Genomic DNA, 17,498 nt, shown 5'->3' on the forward strand with positions numbered 1-17,498 from the left:
CAAGGCCCTGCTTCCGGGGGCCGTTTACCCTGGACCCACGCGAAGCCGGCCCGGTCATCGACATGCCCACACAAAACGCCGAATCCGTCGACGCTGCCGCCGGCCTGCGCTCGCCGGCGACCGTCTGTCTGGTCGCCCTGCTGCTGATGGTGTTCGCGGCCCTGCTGCCACCGATCCCGCTGTTCGAGGGCCGACATGGCGAGATGCTGGCCTTCCACCTGCTGCTGGAGACTTTCTCCGTCGTGGTGTCGGCGCTGGTGGTCATCATGTCCTGGCACCGCTTCGACCAGGCGGGTGACTACGCGTCCAACACGCTCATCTTCGGTTTCTCGGTGGTCGCCGGCTGCGACCTGATCCATGCGCTGACCTACGCCGGCATGCCGGCGCTGCTGACCGAGAGCAGCACGGCGAAAGCCATTTTCTTCTGGCTGGCTGGCCGCTCGTTCGAGTTGCTGACCGTCGCGCTGGTGGCGGCGCGCATCGCCCTGCCGGGCTCACGCAGCGGCTGGCTGGGGCTCGGCCTGCTCGCCACTTGTGCGCTGTTCGTGGCCGGCACCTGGTTCCTCGACCTCTTTCCGGTGACTTTCGTGCCCGGCGTCGGCGTCACCGCGTTCAAGGCCGGCTTCGAGTACGCGCTGTGCGCCGGCAATCTGGCGGTGGCCGGCTGGCTGTTCTGGCAGAACCGCATGGCGCCCGACCCGCGCACGCGCTATCTCGCCTGCGCCTGTTTCGTCATGGGCATCGGCGAACTGGCGTTCACCAACTACACGACGGCGTCGGATTTCATGAACATGTTCGGCCATCTGTACAAGATTGCCGCCTACACCTTCGTCTATCGCGCCACCTTCGTCATCGGCCTGCGCGAGCCCTACGAACTGCTGCAGCGCTCGGAACAGTCGCTGCGCGAGCGCGAGCGCGAGCTGGACACGATACTGTCCAACGTGCCGGCCGACATCGCGCGCATCGACCGCGACCTGCGTTTCCGCTATGTGAACCCGATGCACGAGTTGCACCTGGGCCGCGCTGCTCGCGACATTGTCGGTCGCACGGTGGACGACGTGATGCCGCCGCAACTGGCCGGACAGATGCGGCCGCGGCTGGCCGAGGCGCTGCAGGGGCAGCGCGTGGAGTTCGACTGCCATTTCACCGGAAACGACGGCAACACCGTCCACCTGTCATCGACCTTGGTGCCGGAACGCAGCGCCGACGGCGGCATCGACAGCGTGGTGCTGATTCTCAACGACACCACCGAGCGCGAGCGTGCGCAGCGCCGCGTGCTCGACTCGCTGCGCGAGGTCGGCGAGCTGAAGGCGGCACTGGACGCACACGCCATCGTCGCGGAAACCGATGCGCGCGGCGTCATCACGCGGGTGAACGACAAGTTCTGCGAAATCTCGCAGTACGCGCGCGAAGAGCTGGTGGGGCGCAGCCACCGCGTCATCAATTCGGGCACGCATGCGCCCGGGTTCTTCGCCGACATGTGGAAGACCATTTCAAGCGGGCTGGTGTGGCATGGCGACATCTGCAACCGGGCCAAGGACGGCTCGCTTTACTGGGTGCACACCACCATCGTGCCGCTGGTCGACGCCGACGGCGTGCCGCAGCGCTACATCGCGATACGCGCCGACATCACGACGCGCAAGAAGGCCGAGCACGAGGCGCAACGGCTGGCCTTCCACGACGAACTGACCGGCCTGCCCAACCGCCGTCTGATGAACAGCCGGCTCGACCAAGCCATCGCCGGTGCCGTGCGCGACGGGCAGCACGGCGCGCTGCTGCTGATGGATCTCGACAACTTCAAGGAAATCAACGACACGCTGGGCCACGCCCAGGGTGACGCGCTGCTGCAGCAGATGTCGGCGCGACTGCGCAGCTGCGTGCGCGACACGGACACCGTGGCGAGACTGGGCGGCGACGAGTTCGTCGTCATCCTGGGCAATCTCGGTATCGATCTGCAGGCTGCTTCGCTGCGCGTCGGCGAGATCGGCGACAAGCTGCGCGAAGCACTGGCGGGCGAATGCGACCTCGGCGGACAGATGGTCAGCTCCACCGCCAGCATCGGCGCCGTGCTGTTCAACTGCGCCGATGACCGCGCCGACGAACTGCTGAAGCAGGCCGACATGGCGCTGTACAAGGCGAAGGAAAGCGGCCGCAACCGGCTGAGCTTCTTCGACCCCACGTTGCAGGAGAACACCACCGCCCGCGCCCAGTTGCTGCGCGACCTGCGCGGCGCGCTCGAGCGCGGCGAACTGCGGTTGCACTACCAGCCAGTGACCGACGCCGAGCGGCGCATCACCGGCGTCGAGGCGCTGGTCCGCTGGCAGCACCCGGTGCGCGGCATGGTGTCGCCAGCGGCCTTCATTCCGCTGGCCGAGCAGAGCAACCACATCCTGCCGATCGGCCAGTGGGTGCTCGATACCGCCTGTGCCCAGTTGCGCGCCTGGGCCGACGACCCGCTGCGGGCTCAGTGGACGATCGCGGTGAACGTGAGCGAGCGGCAGTTCCACGAATCCGGCTTCGTCGGACGGGTCGAGCAGGCGCTGGCCGACAGCGGCGCCGATCCGCGCCGGCTGCGGCTCGAACTGACCGAAAGCATGCTGCACCGCGACCTCGACATGACGCTGGCGACGATGCGCACACTGCAGCAGCGCGGCGTGCGCTTCGCACTGGACGATTTCGGCACCGGCTATTCCTCGCTCGCCTACCTGAAGAAGCTGCCGCTGGACCAGCTCAAGATCGACAAGAGCTTCGTCGACGAGGTGCTGAGCGACCCGCACTCGGCCGCCATCGTGCGCACCATCCTGTCGCTGGCCGACAACCTTGGCCTGACCGTAGTGGCCGAAGGCGTCGAAACCGAGGCGCAGATGGCCTTTCTGTCCGCGCACGGCTGCGACGCCTTCCAGGGCTACCTGCTGAGCAGACCGCTGCCGGTGGAGCAATTGCCGGACCGCATCGGCGTCGCACCGGCGCTGGCCTGAAAAGCGCCGGACGCCCGCTCCAGCCGGCGGTTCTGTCCACATAACCGCCGGCCGACGCCTGCGGCAGCTTGAGTGCTGCGCTGCAGTGCCGGATAATCCGCCGGTTACGCGGTGCATCCTGCGCCGCGGCCTGCGGAAAACCTCCGGCGACCTTTCGCCCCGTCATGACGAGTTACCTGTTCATCCTGCTTGGCACCGCGCTGGTCAATAACGTGGTGTTCGTGCGCATCCTCGGCCTGTGCCCCTTCATGGGCGTGTCGAAAAAGCTCGAAACCGCGATCGGCATGGGCCTGGCGACCATGTTCGTGCTGACGCTGGCCTGTGGTTCCAGCTACCTGATCGACACCTTCCTGCTCAAGCCCTTCGGTCTGGGCTATCTGTCGACGCTGAGCTTCATCGTGGTCATCGCCGCCATCGTGCAGCTGACGGAACTGGTGATCCAGAAGACCAGCCCGCTGCTGCATCAGGTGCTGGGCATCTACCTGCCGCTGATCACCACCAACTGCGCCGTGCTCGGCGTACCGCTGCTGAACCAGGCGGCGCGCCACAACCTGCTGCAGTCGCTGCTGTTCGGCTTCGGCTCCGCCGCCGGTTTCGTGCTGGCGCTGGTGCTGTTCGCCAGCATCCGCGAGCGGCTGGACGGCGCCGACATCCCGGTGCCCTTCCGCGGCAACGCCATCGCCATGATCACCGCCGGCCTGATGAGCCTGGCCTTCATGGGCTTCGCCGGGCTCGACTCATGATTTCCGCACTGCTCGTGATGACCGGTCTTGCGCTGGCGCTGGGTGCCGCACTTGGCGCCGCGTCGGTGCTGTTCAAGACCCAGGGCGACCCGCTGGTCGACAAGATCGACGCCATCCTGCCGCAGACGCAGTGCGGCCAGTGCGGCTACCCCGGCTGCAAGCCCTACGCCACCGCAATCGCCGGCGGCGAGGCGGACATCAACCAGTGCCCGCCCGGCGGCGACGAAGGCGTGCGCAAGCTGGCCGACCTGCTGGGCCGCGAATACAAGCCGCTGAATGCCGAGCACGGCGTCGAGAAGCCGAAGTCGGTGGCGGTGATCGACGAAGCGACCTGCATCGGCTGCACGCTGTGCATACAGGCCTGCCCGGTGGACGCCATCGTCGGCGCCGCCAAGCAGATGCACACCATCGTCACCGACCTCTGTACCGGCTGCGAACTGTGCGTGCCGCCCTGCCCGGCCGACTGCATCGACATGGTGCCGGTGGCCGAAACGGTGGAAACCTGGAAGTGGCGTTACCCGGTGTTCGACCTGAAACCGGTGGCGACCGAGACTGCAGCGAAGGAAGCGGCCTGATGCTGCGCAAACTGTTTTCGTTCAACGGCGGCGTCAAGCCGGACCCGAACAAGGGCGCGTCGACGCGCGAACCAATCGCCCGCCTGCCGCTGCCGCCGCAGCTGATCATTCCGCTGCACCAGCACATTGGCGGTACGCCACGCCCGCTGGTCAAGGTGGGTGACCGCGTGCTGCACGGCCAGCGCATCGGCGCCGCCGACGGCAATGTGTCGAGTGCGGTGCATGCGCCAACCTCGGGCACGGTGGTGGCGATCGAGCCGCGGCTGATGCCGCACGCCTCGGGCCTGTCGTCGATGGCGGTGGTGATCGAACCGGACGGCCAGGACCAGCGCATCGAGCGCGAGCCCTTCGACTGGCACGCGGCAACACCGGGCGAGGTGCGTGACTACCTGCGCGACGCCGGCGTGGTCGGTCTCGGTGGCGCGGTGTTCCCCAGCCACCTGAAACTGGCGCCCGGCAAGGCAGGCGGCACCGACACGCTGGTGCTGAACGGCGCCGAGTGCGAGCCTTTCATCACCTGCGACGACATGCTGATGCGCAGCGAAGCCGAGGACATCCTGCGCGGCGCGCTGGTGATGCAGAAGATGCTGGCGGCGAAGCAGGTGCTGGTCGGCGTCGAGGACAACAAGCCTGAAGCCGCCGCTGCGCTGAAAGCCGCCGCCGCGGCGCTTGGTGACGCCTCGCTCGACGTCGTCGTGGTGCCGACGCGTTACCCGGCCGGGGGCGCCAAGCAGCTGATCCGCGTGCTGACCGGCATCGAAGTGCCGCACGGCAGCCGCTCGACCGACTACGGCGTGCAGTGCTTCAACGTGGCGACCGCGCTCGCGGTCTGGAACGCACTCGAACACGGCGAACCGCTGACCCGCCGCATCGTCACCGTCGCCGGCAATGTCGATCGCCCACGCAACTTCGACGTCGCCATCGGCACACCGATCGGCTTCGTGTTCGAACACGCCGGCCTGAAGCCGGACACCGACAAGCTCATCATGGGCGGTCCGATGATGGGCATCCCACTGCCCGGCGTCGAGGCACCGGTGGTGAAGGCTACGAACTGCCTGCTCGCCTCGTCGCCAGCGCTGTTTCCGCCGCCCGAGCCGGAGCTGCCCTGCATCCGCTGCGGCGAATGCGCGCGCGCCTGCCCGGCCGATCTGCAGCCCTTCGAGCTGTACTGGCACTCGCGCGCCCGCAACTTCGGCCGCGCGCAGGAGTACCACCTGTTCGACTGCATCGAGTGCGGCTGCTGCGCCTATGTGTGCCCGTCACACATTCCGCTGGTCGATTACTACCGCTACGCGAAGAGCGAAATCTGGGCGCGCGAGCGCGACAAGGACGCCGCAGATTCAGCGCGCGAACGCTTCGAGTTCCGCAACTGGCGCGCCGAACGCGAGAAGGAAGAGAAGGCGGCCAAGCTGGCGGCGCGCAGCGCAGCCAAGCCGGCCGCGAAGCCTGCCGCCACCGACAAGCCGCCGGCAGAGGGCGACACCGCCGCCACGCCCGCGGAAGACCCGAAGAAAGCCCTGATCGAAGCGGCGATGGCGCGCGCCAAGGCACAGAAGGAAGCGGTTGCGGCGAAGAACACCGACACGCTGACGCCGACCCAGCAGGCACAGGTCGAGGCCGCGGAGGCGCGGCGGAAGCTGGCCGCCGACATGGTGGCCACCAGCAGCGGCGAAACGACGAACGAAACCGCAACGGCGGACAAGCCGACGGAATGACACCGGGGCGCGTCTGCCGCGCGCCTCATCACGACGGAACACGATGTACAACTCACCCTACCTCCGCCAGAACACCAGCGTGCGCCGCGTGATGACCACGGTGCTGGTCGCCATGCTGCCGGCGATCACCGTGCAGAGCTGGCTGTTCGGCACCGCGCTGCTGGTGCAGATCGCCCTGGCCAGCGCCACCGCACTCGCCTGCGAAGCCCTCGTGCTGGCGCTGCGCGGCCGCCCGGTGGCACCGGCGCTGACCGACATGAGCGCACTGGTCACCGCCTGGCTGATCGCCGTCTGCCTGCCGCCGCTGCTGCCCTGGTGGACCACCGTACTCGGCACCGCCTTCGCGCTCATCATCGGCAAGCACCTGTACGGCGGCCTCGGCCAGAACCCGTTCAACCCGGCCATGCTGGCGTATGCGCTGCTGATCGTCAGTTTCCCGGCGCTGATGTCGCAGTGGCCCGGCCTCAATGGCGCGGACTTCGCGACGCAGATGGACTGGGTGTTCGGCGGCGCGCGCGCGCTCGACGGCGTCACCGGCGCCACGCCGCTGGACGCATTGCGCACCGGCCTGATGACCGGCGACGACACCGCCGCCGTGATGCACTCGACCACCTTCGGCCACATTGCCGGCGCCGGCTGGGAGTGGGTCGCGCTGGCCTGGGGCGCCGGCGGTGTTCTGCTGCTGGCGCTGCGCATCATCACCTGGCACGTACCCGTCGCCTTTCTGGCGGTGATGTCGCTGGTATCGGGCATCGCCTCGCTGATCGATCCGGCGCACTACGCCGGCCCGGCCTTCCATCTGCTGGCGGGCGGCACGATGATGGGTGCCTTCTTCATCGCGACCGACCCCGTGTCGGGCGCGACCACGCCGCGCGGCAAGCTCATCTTCGCCGCCGGCATCGCGCTGATCGCCTGGCTCATCCGCGCCTTCGGCGCCTACCCGGACGGCATCGCCTTCGCCGTGCTGCTGATGAACATCTGCGTGCCGCTGATCGACATGAAGACGCAGCCGCCGGTGTTCGGCCACAAGAACGGAGGCGCGCCATGAGCAGCGAGGCGCAGACGCCGGTGGTCGATGAAGCACTGGCTGCCGCCGAACTGGCGCCGGAACCGCCGGCGCCGACCGCGGCCGGCAGCGCGATGCGCTCGGCCGCACTGCTGGCCGTGTTCACGCTGGCCTTCACCGCACTGATGGCGCTCACCCACGACGCCACTGAGGCGCCGATACAGGCCTCGGTCGAGGCGCGCCGGCTGGAGTTGATCGCCCAGGTGCTGCCGCGCGCCGACTACGACAACGCGCTGCTCGAAGACACCGTGGAGCTGCCCGCCCTGCCCGCGCTCGGCATCGACGGCCCGGTGACGCTGCATCGCGCACGCCGCGGCAACGAGCCGGTCGCGCTGGTGTTCGAGGCGCAGGCGCCGGACGGCTACAGTGGCGCCATCCGGCTGCTGATGGCGGTGCGCGCCGACGGCACGCTGGGCGGCGTGCGCGTGGTCGCGCACAAGGAGACGCCGGGGCTGGGCGACTACATCGACCCCGCCAAGGACCGCGCGTCGCCGAAGTGGATCAGCCAGTTCGCCGGCCGCGACACCGCGCAGGCGGCCAGCTGGACAGTCCGCAAGGACGGCGGCGATTTCACCTACATGACCGGTGCCACCATTTCGCCGCGCGCCGTCATCCGCGCCGCCGGCCGCGCCGCCACCACCATCGCGCCGGTGCGCGACGCGCTGTTCGCGCTGCCGTCCGGCGCCTCGGCAGACAAGGTGTTCGAATGATCGAGCGCCGTATCGCGACCAGAGGTCGCTCCCACACCTTCCGCGCCGACGACAGACAAGGCTGGTCAATTGGCCCCTGCCCGCCCTTGTGGGAGCGAGCTTGCTCGCGATGCCAGCCTGCATCGAAGCCGCCGGCGACCGGACATCGCCGCCACCTTCACCGCGCGGCACACACATCGGGGATACCGGCATGAACGCTGAAGAACGCGCCGTCTACGGCGACATCGGCCGCAAGGGCCTGTGGGAGAACAACACCGCGCTGGTGCAGCTGCTCGGCCTGTGTCCGCTGCTGGCCGTCAGCACCAGCTTCGTCAACGCGGTGAGCCTGTCGCTCGCGACCGTGCTGGTCATGGCGATGTCGAGCGGCGCGGTCGCCGCACTGCGCACGCTGATTCCGCATGAGATCCGCATCCCGGTATTCGTCCTCATCATTGCGGCGCTGGTCACCTGCCTCGACCTCGCCTTCAACGCCTGGCTGCACGACCTCTATCTCGTGCTCGGCATCTTCATCCCGTTGATCGTCACCAACTGCATCGTACTGGCGCGGGTCGAAGCCTTCGCCGCCAAGAACTCGCCGCTGGCCGCCGCCTGGGACGGCGCGGCGATGGGCGTGGGCCTTTTGTGGGTGCTGGCGCTGCTCGGCAGCGCGCGCGAACTGATTGGTGCCGGTACGCTGTTCTCCGGCATCGACATGATCGTGCCAGGCGCGCATGCGATACAGGTGTTCGGCGACGAGTACCGCGGCCTGCTGATGGCCATCCTGCCGCCCGGCGCCTTCATCTTCCTCGGTCTGCTGATCGCCGCGCGCAACGCCTGGGTGGCGCGGGTACAGGCGCGCGCTGCCGCGCCGCACACGCCGGCCGAAGCCGCGTCGGCCTGATGGCGGGCCGCGCAAGCCGGCTCACACGGGCCGAGATACAGACCCTGTTCGAGCGCTGGCGCGCGGCCAACCCGCACCCTAAGAGCGACCTCGAATACGGTTCGCCCTTCCAGCTGCTGGTCGCCGTCGTGCTGTCGGCACAGGCGACCGACAAGGGTGTGAACGTGGCGACGCGCAAGCTGTTTCCGGTGGCACCGACGCCGGAAGCCATGGTCAGCCTCGGTGTCGAGGGCGTCGAGGACTACATCAAGACCATCGGCCTGTTCCGCGCCAAGGCGAAGAACGTGGTGGCGCTGTCGCACCAGTTGCTGGAGAAGCACGGCGGCGAGGTGCCGAACGACCGCGCCGCGCTCGAAGCGCTGCCCGGTGTCGGCCGCAAGACCGCCAACGTGGTGCTGAACATCGTGTTCGGCGCGCCGACCATGGCGGTCGACACCCACATCTTCCGCATCTCGAACCGCATCGGCCTGGCGCCCGGCAAGGACGTGCTGGCGGTCGAACACGCGCTGCTCAAGGTGGTGCCGGCCGAATTCATGCAGCACGCCCACCACTGGCTCATCCTGCACGGCCGCTACACCTGTACGGCGCGCAAGCCGCTGTGCGGCCAGTGCGGCATCGTCGACATCTGCCGCTTCAAGGACAAGACGGTCGCCACCTGAGGTGGCGACCGGGGCGGATCAGATCTTTCCGTCCAGCCCCATCTGGTAGTACTTGTGGGTGATCTTGTCCTGATTCTCCAGCAGCCAGTCGATGTCCGGCTGATTGTTCATCGCCTTCTTGATCGCCTTGGCCATGGCCTGGCGGTGGATGTCGAACAGGATCTTGTGGTCGAGGTCCTTGGCGGTCGACACCATCGGATTCAGCCACACCGACACGATGATGCCGAGGTCGTTGGCCTTTTCCTTCGGGATATCGCCGGCGCGCACGGCGTCGAGCACGCCATTGGCGATGGCGGCCTGCACCGTGCCCATCAGGATGTTGGTGTAGCGCTCGTCCTTCACCGTCACCTTGCTCACCATCAGCGTCAGCGGACGCACCTGGATGTCGGTGTTGAGGATGGCGAACACGCGGGTGTGACCCTTCACCTGGTCGCCAGTCAGCGTGGCCAGCGCGGTACCGACCGGGCCGTCCAGTTCGCCGATGATGACTTCGGGTTCGGCTGCGGTGCCCGGGGGGCCGCCGGCGACCAGTGCTTCACCGCTGCGGAAGACGATGCGTTCGGACATGTTGTGTCTCCTTGGTTGTCCTGTGTGAAAGCGCCTGGTGCGGCAAGCGCACCGACGCGAGTTTCACATGATACAACTTTGATTCACATAAAGAGACGCGCTGCCGAAACGTCGCCCGTTCAGTAGATCGGAGCGGGCTGCGGCAAGGCCGGCAGTACCTCCGGTAGCGCCTCGTCACCACAGATGAAATGAGTGACTGCGGCCACGGTGGCGGCGTCCTTCAGTACCCGGTTGTGGCCCAGCCCCCAGGTACGCAGCAGCCGCGCCTGCGGCATCGCGGCCGACAGGCGCAGCGCGTGTTCGAACGGCACCTGCGCATCATCGACGTCGTGCACGAACAGCGCCGGCACGTTTACGTCCCTCAGCGCGTCGATGCGGTCGATATCGTCGAAACGGACGTTGTAGCGGTGCTCAATGCGACGGCGCATCGCCTCGCGCACGCGCGGCGAGATGCCGATCAGCGCCGAAAAGCGCAGCGTGTGCTCGCGCATCGACGCCGGCGCGCCGATGAACACCGCGCGCCCGAAATCGGCCCGCTCGCGCAGCGCCAGGCCGATCGCCGCTCCGCCCAGCGAGTGGCCGACCGCGCCATCGAAAGGTCCGTGCGTAGCCACCAGCGCGTGCAGCGCCTGCACGAAATCCGGCAGTCCGACGCGGCCATGGCCGCTGTCGCCATGGCCCGGCTGGTCGAACCAAACGACGCGGCGCCCGGCCGCCAGCAGCGCCGCGGCCAGCGTACCCATCTGCGCACCGCACCCGCCCCAGCCGTGCGCCAGCAGCACCGCCGGCGCACCGGCCGGGCCGGCCGACCACACGGCGATGTCGTGGCGACCGACGCTCACCGTTTCGCGTCGCGCCGGCAACGCGGTCGATACCGCACTGCGCGGCCGCGGCGGCGTCGTGAACAGGCGCTCGGCCTGCCGACGCGCCAGTTCGGGTGCCACGCGACTGGCGAGGCGGAAATAATGGCGCAGCACCGGCGCCAGCGACGCACCGGACGTGCGGCGCACACGCAGCGGCGGATGGAGGGCGATCGAACTCATGGCAATGCTCCCGGAACGGCGAAATCGGCGAGCAGGCGGGCAAAGGCGGCGCGCGCGCGCTCGCCGGCGCGTGCGTCGTCCATCAGGCGGGCGGCGTGGTAATAGCCGAGCACGATGGCGAACATGTCGAAAATGAACTGCTCAATGTCGAGGTCGGCGTGCAGATGGCCGGCGTCGATGGCGATGCGCACGGCCTTGTCCAGCGCGTGCTGCAGCAGGCGGTAGTGCCCGACCAGCCGGTCGCGCATCGGCCCCGGCCGGTCGTCGTACTCGACCGACGCCGCGTGGATCGGACAGCCGTGCGCCAGACCGCCGCGCTGCGTCCAGCCCAGCCAGCCTTCGAACATCGCCCACAGCCGCGGCACGCCGCGCGGCGCGGCAAACGCCGCCTTCATGACCGTGTCTGCAAACAGCTGCGCCGCCATGTCGATGGCCGCGCACTGCAATTCCTCGCGCGAGCCGAAGTGCGCGAACAGGCCGCTCTTCGACAGCCCGGTGCGTTCGGCCAGCGAACCGATGGTCAGCGACTCGAAACCGCTTTCGCTGGCCTGCGCCAGCGCCGCTTCGAGTATGACCGTGCGTGTGTGCTCTCCCTTGCCCATAGGGCAATAATACGAACGGTCGTGCTTTTTTCAAGGAAAATTTCAATGCCTTCGTGCGTACCGCCCGCAAACCCGCAGCCGTTCAGGAAAAGCTGGTCTTGCCGAAGGTGTTGCGCAGGAATTCGGTGAACACCTTGACCGTGCGCGACTGCTGACGGTGCTGTGGGTACACCGCGTAGATGGTCAGCGGCGCCGGCGCGTATTCGTCGAGCACGCTGACCAGACTGCCGGCGCGCAGCGCCTCGCCGACGATGAAGGTGGGCAGCAGCGTGACGCCCAGGCCGGCGATGGCTGCATCGCGCGCCAGTTCGCCGTTGTTCGCACGCAGCCGGCCGCTGACCGGCAGCGCGTGCGGCCGGCCCTTGTCGAGAAAGGGCCATTCGACGTTGCGCGAATGGCCGTACAGCAGGCATTGATGGTCTTTCAGGTCGGCCGGTGTCTGCGGCCGGCCGTGCACTTCGAGATAGCCGGGACTGGCGCAGAAGACGAGCTGTGTCGGTGCGATGGCGCGGGCGATCAGCGACGAATCGCCGAGCTGGCCGATGCGCACCGCCATGTCGTAGCCCTCGCCCACGACATCGACGAAGCGGTCGCTCAGATCCAGTTCGACCGTCACTTCCGGCCAGGTCGCCATGAAGCGCGCGATCGCCGACCCCAGGTGCAGCGTGCCGAAGGACATCGGTGCCGACAGCCGCAGCGTGCCGCGCGGCGCCGCGTTCTGATTGGCGACCAGCTGCTCCGCCTCATCCACGTCCTGCAGGATTTTCACGGCGCGCTCGTAGAAGCCGCGCCCGGTGTCAGTGATGCTGAGCCGGCGCGTGGTGCGCACGAGCAGACGGGCGCCCAGTCGCTCTTCGAGCGCCATGATGCGGCGGCTGATCAGCTGCTTCGACAGCCCGAGCCGCTCGGCGGCGGCGGTAAAGCTCTGCGCATCGACCGTGCTGACGAAAATCTGCATGTCCCCGAGCTGGCTCATCCCGTGACCAAGGCCTCTCTGTCAACTCAATTGCGACAGTGTTTCAATTCCAGGCCGATTTATCAACCGTGGTCGCGACAGTACAGTTCAGCCATCGGTTGCGACAGCAGGACGCGCACCGGCAGACAACCCCAGACACTATCGAAAGGACAGACCATGAACACCTCGACGATCCAGGCCTCCTCCGCTCAGCAGGCCGCCCGCAGCACCGACGCCAGCCAGATCGCCGCCGCTGCCGGCCGCGTGCTGCTGGCCGCCCTCTTCCTGCTCGCCGGCTTCAGCAAGCTGACTCAGCCCGAAGGCACCATCGGCTACATCGCTTCGGTCGGCCTGCCCTTCCCGGAGCTCGCCTACGCCGGCGCACTGTTCGTCGAGATCGGTCTCGCTGCGGCGCTGGTTGTCGGCTACCGCACCCGCTGGGTCGCTGCCGCGATCGCCGCCTTCAGTCTGGTGACCGCCTTCGGCTTCCACTTCAATCTTGCCGACCAGAACCAGTTCATCCACTTCTTCAAGAACGTGGCCATCGCCGGCGGCCTGCTGCAGATCGTCGCCTTCGGCGGCGGAGCCCTGTCGCTCGACGCCCGCCGCACGGCCTGAACACGAAACGCACATGAACGCAGGGCATCGCCGCGCGACGCCCTGCAGCAAAAGGAGATCGACATGAGTACCCCCACCCTCGCCACCCGCCCGAGCATCGAAACCCGTCCCGCCGACCAGCGCGGCGTCGCCGAACACGGCTGGCTAAGTTCGCGCCACACCTTCTCGTTCGCCCACTACGACGATCCGAAGCAGCGCGGCTTCTCCGACCTGCTGGTGATCAACGACGACACCGTCGCCCCCGGCGCCGGCTTCGGCATGCACCCGCACCGCGACATGGAAATCTTTTCCTACGTGCTCGACGGCGTGCTCGAACACAAGGACACCATGGGCAACGGTTCGCAGATCCGCCCGGGCGACGTGCAGATGATCAGCGCCGGCCGCGGCATCGCGCACAGCGAATTCAATGGTTCGCAGACCGAGCAGGTGAAGTTCCTGCAGATATGGATCCTGCCGGACGAACACGGCACGCCGCCGGGTTACCAGCAGATCCACTTCAAGGCGGAAGAGAAGCGCGGCCGCCTGCGCCCCATCGTCACGCCGGACGGCGCCGAGGGCAGCATCCGAATCCGCCAGGACGCGCGGGTCTATGCCGGGCTGTTCGACGGTGAGGAGGCGGCCACGCTGCCGCTGCGCGGCGACCGCCACGCCTATGTGCACGTGGCGCGCGGCGAGGTCACCGTGAACGGCGTGCGTCTGGGCGCCGGCGACGGCCTCAAGCTGCGCGGCGCCGACGCGGTGTCGCTCAGCGAAGGGCGCGACGCCGAAGTGCTGGTGTTCGACCTGCGGGCCGTGGAAACCGCCTACTAAAGGCGCATTCCACTGACGCTCCGCAATGGACGCCAGCGCCGTTCAAAGGCAGCGTCGCGGCCAAGGCCGCTCCCACAAGGGTGACGCGCCCGACCCGCGAGCGGAGCTCGGGCGGGGCTCTGTGGGAGGGGTCTTCTGACCCCGACGGCGACCTGAATCGACGCCAGCGGACAGCAACGGCCCTGTCGCGGCCAAGGCCGCTCCCACAGGGGTGGGGCACCCGATCCGCGACCTGAGCCCGAACCGGGATTCTGTGGGAGGGGTCTTCTGACCCCGACTGCGGCCTGAATCGAAGCCAGCGGACAGCAACGGCCCTGTCGCGGCCAAGGCCGCTCCCACAGGGGTGGGGCACCCGATCCGCGACCTGAGCCCGAACCGGGCTTCTGTGGGAGGGGTCTTCTGACCCCGACAGCGAGCTGAATCGAAGCCAGCGGCCAGCAACGGCCCTGTCGCGGCCAAGGCCGCTCCCACAAGAGGCCGTGCCCGATCCGCGAGCGGAGCTCGGGCCGGGGCTCTGTGGGAGGAGTCTTCTGACCCCGACAGCGAGCTGAATCAAAGCCAGCGGCCAGCAACGGCCCCGTCGCGGCCAAGACCGCTCCCACAAGGGTGACGCGCCCGATCCGCGAGCGGAGCTCGGGCCGGGGCCCTGTGGGAGGGGTCTTCTGACCCCGACAGCGGCGGTGGGCAGCGCGCGGCGTTAAGTCCACAGACCGAGCTGGCAGCAACCGCTGCCCTCCATAGGGCCCCGCTCAGACCTGGAGCGAAGACCGTGGGAGCGAGCTTGCTCGCGATTGCAGCCGTCACCGGACATCGCCGGACATCCGTGCGACCGGCTTCACATCCTCCCGAACATCACGGTCTTCATCCACTCGATGAAGGCCTTCACCCGCAGCGGCAGATGGCGGCGGTTGGCATAGACCAGGCTGATCGGCAAGGACGGGGCGCGATAGTCGGGCAGGATTTCGACCAGCGTCTCGTCGTCCAGATAGCGGCCGACACGTGGCGCCTGGATGATGCCGAGACCGGCGCGACAGGCTTCGCGGTAGGCGTCCGAGTTGTTGACCGTGATGACACCCTGCATCGGCACGCTGAGCAGTTCGCCGGTTTCCGGCGATACGTATTCGAAGCCCGAAGGACGCGCGCCCAGCGTCTGCGCGTAATGGACCAGCCGGTGCATCGCCAGGTCGGCCAGCGTGCGCGGCGTGCCGTGCTGTTCAAGATAGGCCCGGCTGGCGCAGTTGAACTGTTCGAAGCGCCCGAGCGGCACCGCGATCAGGCTGTGGTCGCCGACCGCGCCCACGCGCAGCACGCAGTCGAAGCCCTCGCGCACCAGATCGACCCGGCGGTCGGTGCTGCTCACCTCGATCTCAAGCTGCGGGTGGCGCATCAGGAACTCGGGCAGGCGCGGAATGACCAGATCGCGCGCGAAGGCGAGCGGTAGATCCACCCGCAGCCGGCCGCGCAGGTCGGCCTGCCCACCAGCGGCGAACAGCGCATTCAGTTCGTCGAAGTCGGCAATGAGGTCGCGGCAGCGCTCGTAATAGGCCTGGCCGTCCTGCGTCAGCTGCACCTTGCGCGTGGTGCGGTGAAACAGTCGCGTACCGAGCGTGCTTTCCAGCTGCTGCACCGCATTCGACACCGTCGATTTGAGCAGGCCCAGGTTCTCGGCGGTGGCGGTGAAGCTGCCCAGCTCAGCGACCCGGCTGTAGATGCGCATCGCTTCAATCTGGTCCATGAGCGGCCTTATTGTCCAAATATTCCGAACAGAGTAACAAAGCCTGCTGCATTTATCTCCACAAACCCGATCAATAGACTTCATTCCGTGCTGGCGACATACCCGTCGCACACCTTCAGACCTCACTACCAGGAGATATCCATGAGCACGAACGCAGACCGCAAGATCGCCCTCATCACCGGCAGCAGCCGTGGCCTCGGCCGCAACATGGCGCTGCACCTCGCCCGCCAGGGCGTGGATGTCGTCATCACCTACCGCAGCCATCGCGACGAGGCGGAAGCCGCTGCCGCCGAAGTGATCGCCGAAGGCGCTCGCGCCGTCGTGCTGCAGCTCGACGTGGCCGACAGCACAGGCTTCGCCGGCTTTGCCGACGCGCTGAAGTCGGCACTCGGCCAGCAATGGCAGCGCGACCACTTCGACTATCTGGTGAATAACGCCGGCATCGGCATCTACGCCCCCTTCGCCGACACCACCGAAGCGCAGTTCGACGAACTGTTCCGCATCCACCTGAAAGCGCCCTTCTTCCTCACCCAGGCGCTGCTGCCACTGATCGCCGACGGCGGCCGCATCCTCAACGTGTCGTCCGGCCTCGCCCGGTTCAGCATGCCAGGCTTCGCCGCCTACGCCACGATGAAGGGCGGCGTCGAAGTGCTGACGCGCTTCATGGCGCGCGAACTGGGCGAGCGCCGCATCACTGTCAATACGCTTGCGCCGGGCGCCATCGAAACCGATTTCGCCGGCGGCATGGTGCGCGACACCCCGCAAGTGAACGGCGCCATCGCCGACCAGACCGCCCTCGGCCGCGTCGGCCTGCCGGACGACATCGGCGCCGCCGTCGCCGCGCTGCTGTCAGACGGCGGGCGCTGGATCAACGGGCAACGGATCGAGGTGGCGGGCGGCATTTACCTCTGATCCGGCCAGCGCCGAAGACCGCACGGGACGATCTCGCCATTCGCGCGACGAGCCCGGTCGGTCCCCGGTACGTGAAGCCGTAGACCGCGTAGATGGCAGATGCATGTTCCGGTACAGTGATCAAAAACCGGACGGCATCAGGGGTGAGGTTTTTCACATCCGTTTAATACTGTATGAATGAACAGTCATAACATCCATAATGACGCTGCCACGCGCGTTTCAGAGCGGTCACGGCTGTCTGTTTACCCGGCACCGTCCATAGTTATGGCGCAAAACTGCGCCAGAAAACAAAGTTAGGCGTCAGAAAGGGAGGAGCACGTGGCACAAACTGATCGCGAGGTCTTGTTCGCCAACGAGGCGTTTGTCGTGGGCATGCTGCAGGCCGTATCTGGAGGAGCGGTTGTCGCCGCGCTTGCTCAGGCGGAATCAATCGTCAAGTGGGCCGGCCGAACCTCTTTCCTACTGTTCGTCACAGCCGCAACGTTGGGTCTCGCCCTCGCCGTCCTCGCTGCCTACTGGCGGCACCAGTACAAGATGTGGGATGTCAAGGCAATTGCGTCAGCCAGCGAGGGCAAGAAGGAAGAGGCGCAGTGCCGCAGCGCCAGGTCAAGCTTCTATCTCTGGGGCATGCGCTATGTTGTCGTTGGGGCACTGCTTTGCATCCTTTTCGCGCTCGGGCAATTCATCGTGTCGCTGTGGCTTTGTGCACCCAAGGCAACGCCGTGACGCCTAACCCTTCCATCGAGGGGGACGTCCAAGGGCTATCGCCCTTGGACGCCCCTCATGTCAAACGTTGAGGCTGTAGAAAAACCCCTCCCCACCCTCATCCGTTCACATGCCGTTGTTATGATTCCGCATCGCCTCTCCGGAGCCTTGCGATGCCGCGATTCAAGACGCCCGACTACGGTCTGAAGCTCATCCCGGTCGATT

The 17,498-nt window shown here is 67.4% G+C and carries 17 protein-coding genes; 12 read left to right on the forward strand and 5 right to left on the reverse strand.

Going from position 1 to position 17,498, the window contains the following annotated elements; translation table 11 throughout:
- Nucleotides 1–62 precede the first annotated feature (62 nt).
- From AC51BJ_RS02305 to nth, 8 genes are all read left to right on the forward strand, one after another.
- A complete protein-coding gene (locus AC51BJ_RS02305) occupies nucleotides 63–2,978 on the forward strand; it encodes a bifunctional diguanylate cyclase/phosphodiesterase (RefSeq protein WP_496279202.1) in 2,916 nt (971 codons plus the stop codon).
- A gap of 164 nt (nucleotides 2,979–3,142) precedes the next feature.
- Nucleotides 3,143–3,721, forward strand: a complete 579-nt coding sequence (gene rsxA, locus AC51BJ_RS02310; protein ID WP_019918963.1) for an electron transport complex subunit RsxA — start codon at nucleotides 3,143–3,145, stop codon at nucleotides 3,719–3,721.
- The gene (gene rsxB / locus AC51BJ_RS02315) at nucleotides 3,718–4,296 is read left to right on the forward strand and encodes an electron transport complex subunit RsxB (protein WP_304033156.1); all 579 of its coding nucleotides are present in this window, start codon (nucleotides 3,718–3,720) and stop codon (nucleotides 4,294–4,296) included. The genes rsxA and rsxB overlap by 4 nt, the downstream gene beginning before the upstream one ends.
- Nucleotides 4,296–6,011 (forward strand): electron transport complex subunit RsxC, encoded by a 1,716-nt coding sequence (gene rsxC, locus AC51BJ_RS02320; RefSeq protein WP_496279203.1) that lies wholly within the window; start codon nucleotides 4,296–4,298, stop codon nucleotides 6,009–6,011. The genes rsxB and rsxC overlap by 1 nt, the downstream gene beginning before the upstream one ends.
- Nucleotides 6,012–6,054: 43 nt before the next feature.
- Nucleotides 6,055–7,059 (forward strand): RnfABCDGE type electron transport complex subunit D, encoded by a 1,005-nt coding sequence (locus AC51BJ_RS02325; protein ID WP_430433312.1) that lies wholly within the window; start codon nucleotides 6,055–6,057, stop codon nucleotides 7,057–7,059.
- The gene (gene rsxG, locus AC51BJ_RS02330) at nucleotides 7,056–7,787 is read left to right on the forward strand and encodes an electron transport complex subunit RsxG (RefSeq protein ID WP_496279204.1); all 732 of its coding nucleotides are present in this window, start codon (nucleotides 7,056–7,058) and stop codon (nucleotides 7,785–7,787) included. Before AC51BJ_RS02325 ends, rsxG begins: the two co-directional genes overlap by 4 nt.
- A gap of 190 nt (nucleotides 7,788–7,977) precedes the next feature.
- Nucleotides 7,978–8,667 carry an electron transport complex subunit RsxE gene (rsxE, locus tag AC51BJ_RS02335; RefSeq protein WP_430433310.1) on the forward strand — a complete coding sequence of 230 codons (690 nt, stop codon included), beginning with the start codon at nucleotides 7,978–7,980 and terminating at the stop codon, nucleotides 8,665–8,667.
- Nucleotides 8,667–9,326 (forward strand): endonuclease III, encoded by a 660-nt coding sequence (nth, locus tag AC51BJ_RS02340; RefSeq protein WP_496279205.1) that lies wholly within the window; start codon nucleotides 8,667–8,669, stop codon nucleotides 9,324–9,326. Before rsxE ends, nth begins: the two co-directional genes overlap by 1 nt.
- Nucleotides 9,327–9,344: 18 nt before the next feature.
- On the opposite strand, the gene fae is transcribed toward nth, so the two are convergent.
- The 4 genes from fae to AC51BJ_RS02360 all read right to left on the reverse strand — a co-directional run bounded on the left by fae (nucleotide 9,345) and on the right by AC51BJ_RS02360 (nucleotide 12,514).
- Nucleotides 9,345–9,893, reverse strand: coding sequence for a formaldehyde-activating enzyme (gene fae, locus AC51BJ_RS02345; RefSeq protein WP_018229895.1), 549 nt, complete (start codon nucleotides 9,891–9,893; stop codon nucleotides 9,345–9,347).
- A 119-nt stretch (nucleotides 9,894–10,012) separates the two neighbouring features.
- Complete coding sequence (locus AC51BJ_RS02350) at nucleotides 10,013–10,936, reverse strand: alpha/beta fold hydrolase (RefSeq protein ID WP_496279206.1); 924 nt, start codon at nucleotides 10,934–10,936, stop codon at nucleotides 10,013–10,015.
- On the reverse strand, nucleotides 10,933–11,538 hold the full coding sequence (locus AC51BJ_RS02355; protein ID WP_496279207.1) for a TetR/AcrR family transcriptional regulator: 606 nt from the start codon (nucleotides 11,536–11,538) through the stop codon (nucleotides 10,933–10,935). Before AC51BJ_RS02355 ends, AC51BJ_RS02350 begins: the two co-directional genes overlap by 4 nt.
- A gap of 82 nt (nucleotides 11,539–11,620) precedes the next feature.
- On the reverse strand, nucleotides 11,621–12,514 hold the full coding sequence (locus AC51BJ_RS02360; RefSeq protein ID WP_496279208.1) for a LysR family transcriptional regulator: 894 nt from the start codon (nucleotides 12,512–12,514) through the stop codon (nucleotides 11,621–11,623).
- 156 nt (nucleotides 12,515–12,670) lie between these two features.
- Between AC51BJ_RS02360 and AC51BJ_RS02365 the strand changes: the two genes are divergently transcribed.
- Nucleotides 12,671–13,111 carry a DoxX family protein gene (locus AC51BJ_RS02365; RefSeq protein ID WP_496279209.1) on the forward strand — a complete coding sequence of 147 codons (441 nt, stop codon included), beginning with the start codon at nucleotides 12,671–12,673 and terminating at the stop codon, nucleotides 13,109–13,111.
- Nucleotides 13,112–13,174: 63 nt separating this feature from the next.
- Nucleotides 13,175–13,921: a pirin family protein gene (locus tag AC51BJ_RS02370; RefSeq protein WP_496279210.1), complete on the forward strand. Its 747-nt coding sequence runs from the start codon at nucleotides 13,175–13,177 to the stop codon at nucleotides 13,919–13,921.
- Between the two features lie 835 nt (nucleotides 13,922–14,756).
- Here AC51BJ_RS02370 and AC51BJ_RS02375 read toward each other — a convergent pair.
- Nucleotides 14,757–15,656, reverse strand: a complete 900-nt coding sequence (locus AC51BJ_RS02375; protein ID WP_496279211.1) for a LysR family transcriptional regulator — start codon at nucleotides 15,654–15,656, stop codon at nucleotides 14,757–14,759.
- Between the two features lie 141 nt (nucleotides 15,657–15,797).
- Here AC51BJ_RS02375 and AC51BJ_RS02380 point away from each other — a divergent pair, with 141 nt between their 5' ends.
- Together AC51BJ_RS02380 and AC51BJ_RS02385 are read left to right on the forward strand one after the other, a co-directional pair.
- Entirely contained in the window at nucleotides 15,798–16,568 is a 771-nt protein-coding gene (locus AC51BJ_RS02380; RefSeq protein ID WP_496279212.1) for an SDR family NAD(P)-dependent oxidoreductase, read from the forward strand.
- 318 nt (nucleotides 16,569–16,886) lie between these two features.
- On the forward strand, nucleotides 16,887–17,294 hold the full coding sequence (locus AC51BJ_RS02385; RefSeq protein ID WP_496279213.1) for a hypothetical protein: 408 nt from the start codon (nucleotides 16,887–16,889) through the stop codon (nucleotides 17,292–17,294).
- Nucleotides 17,295–17,498: the final 204 nt, after the last annotated feature.

Source organism: Methyloversatilis sp. S146-33, from assembly GCF_059552495.1.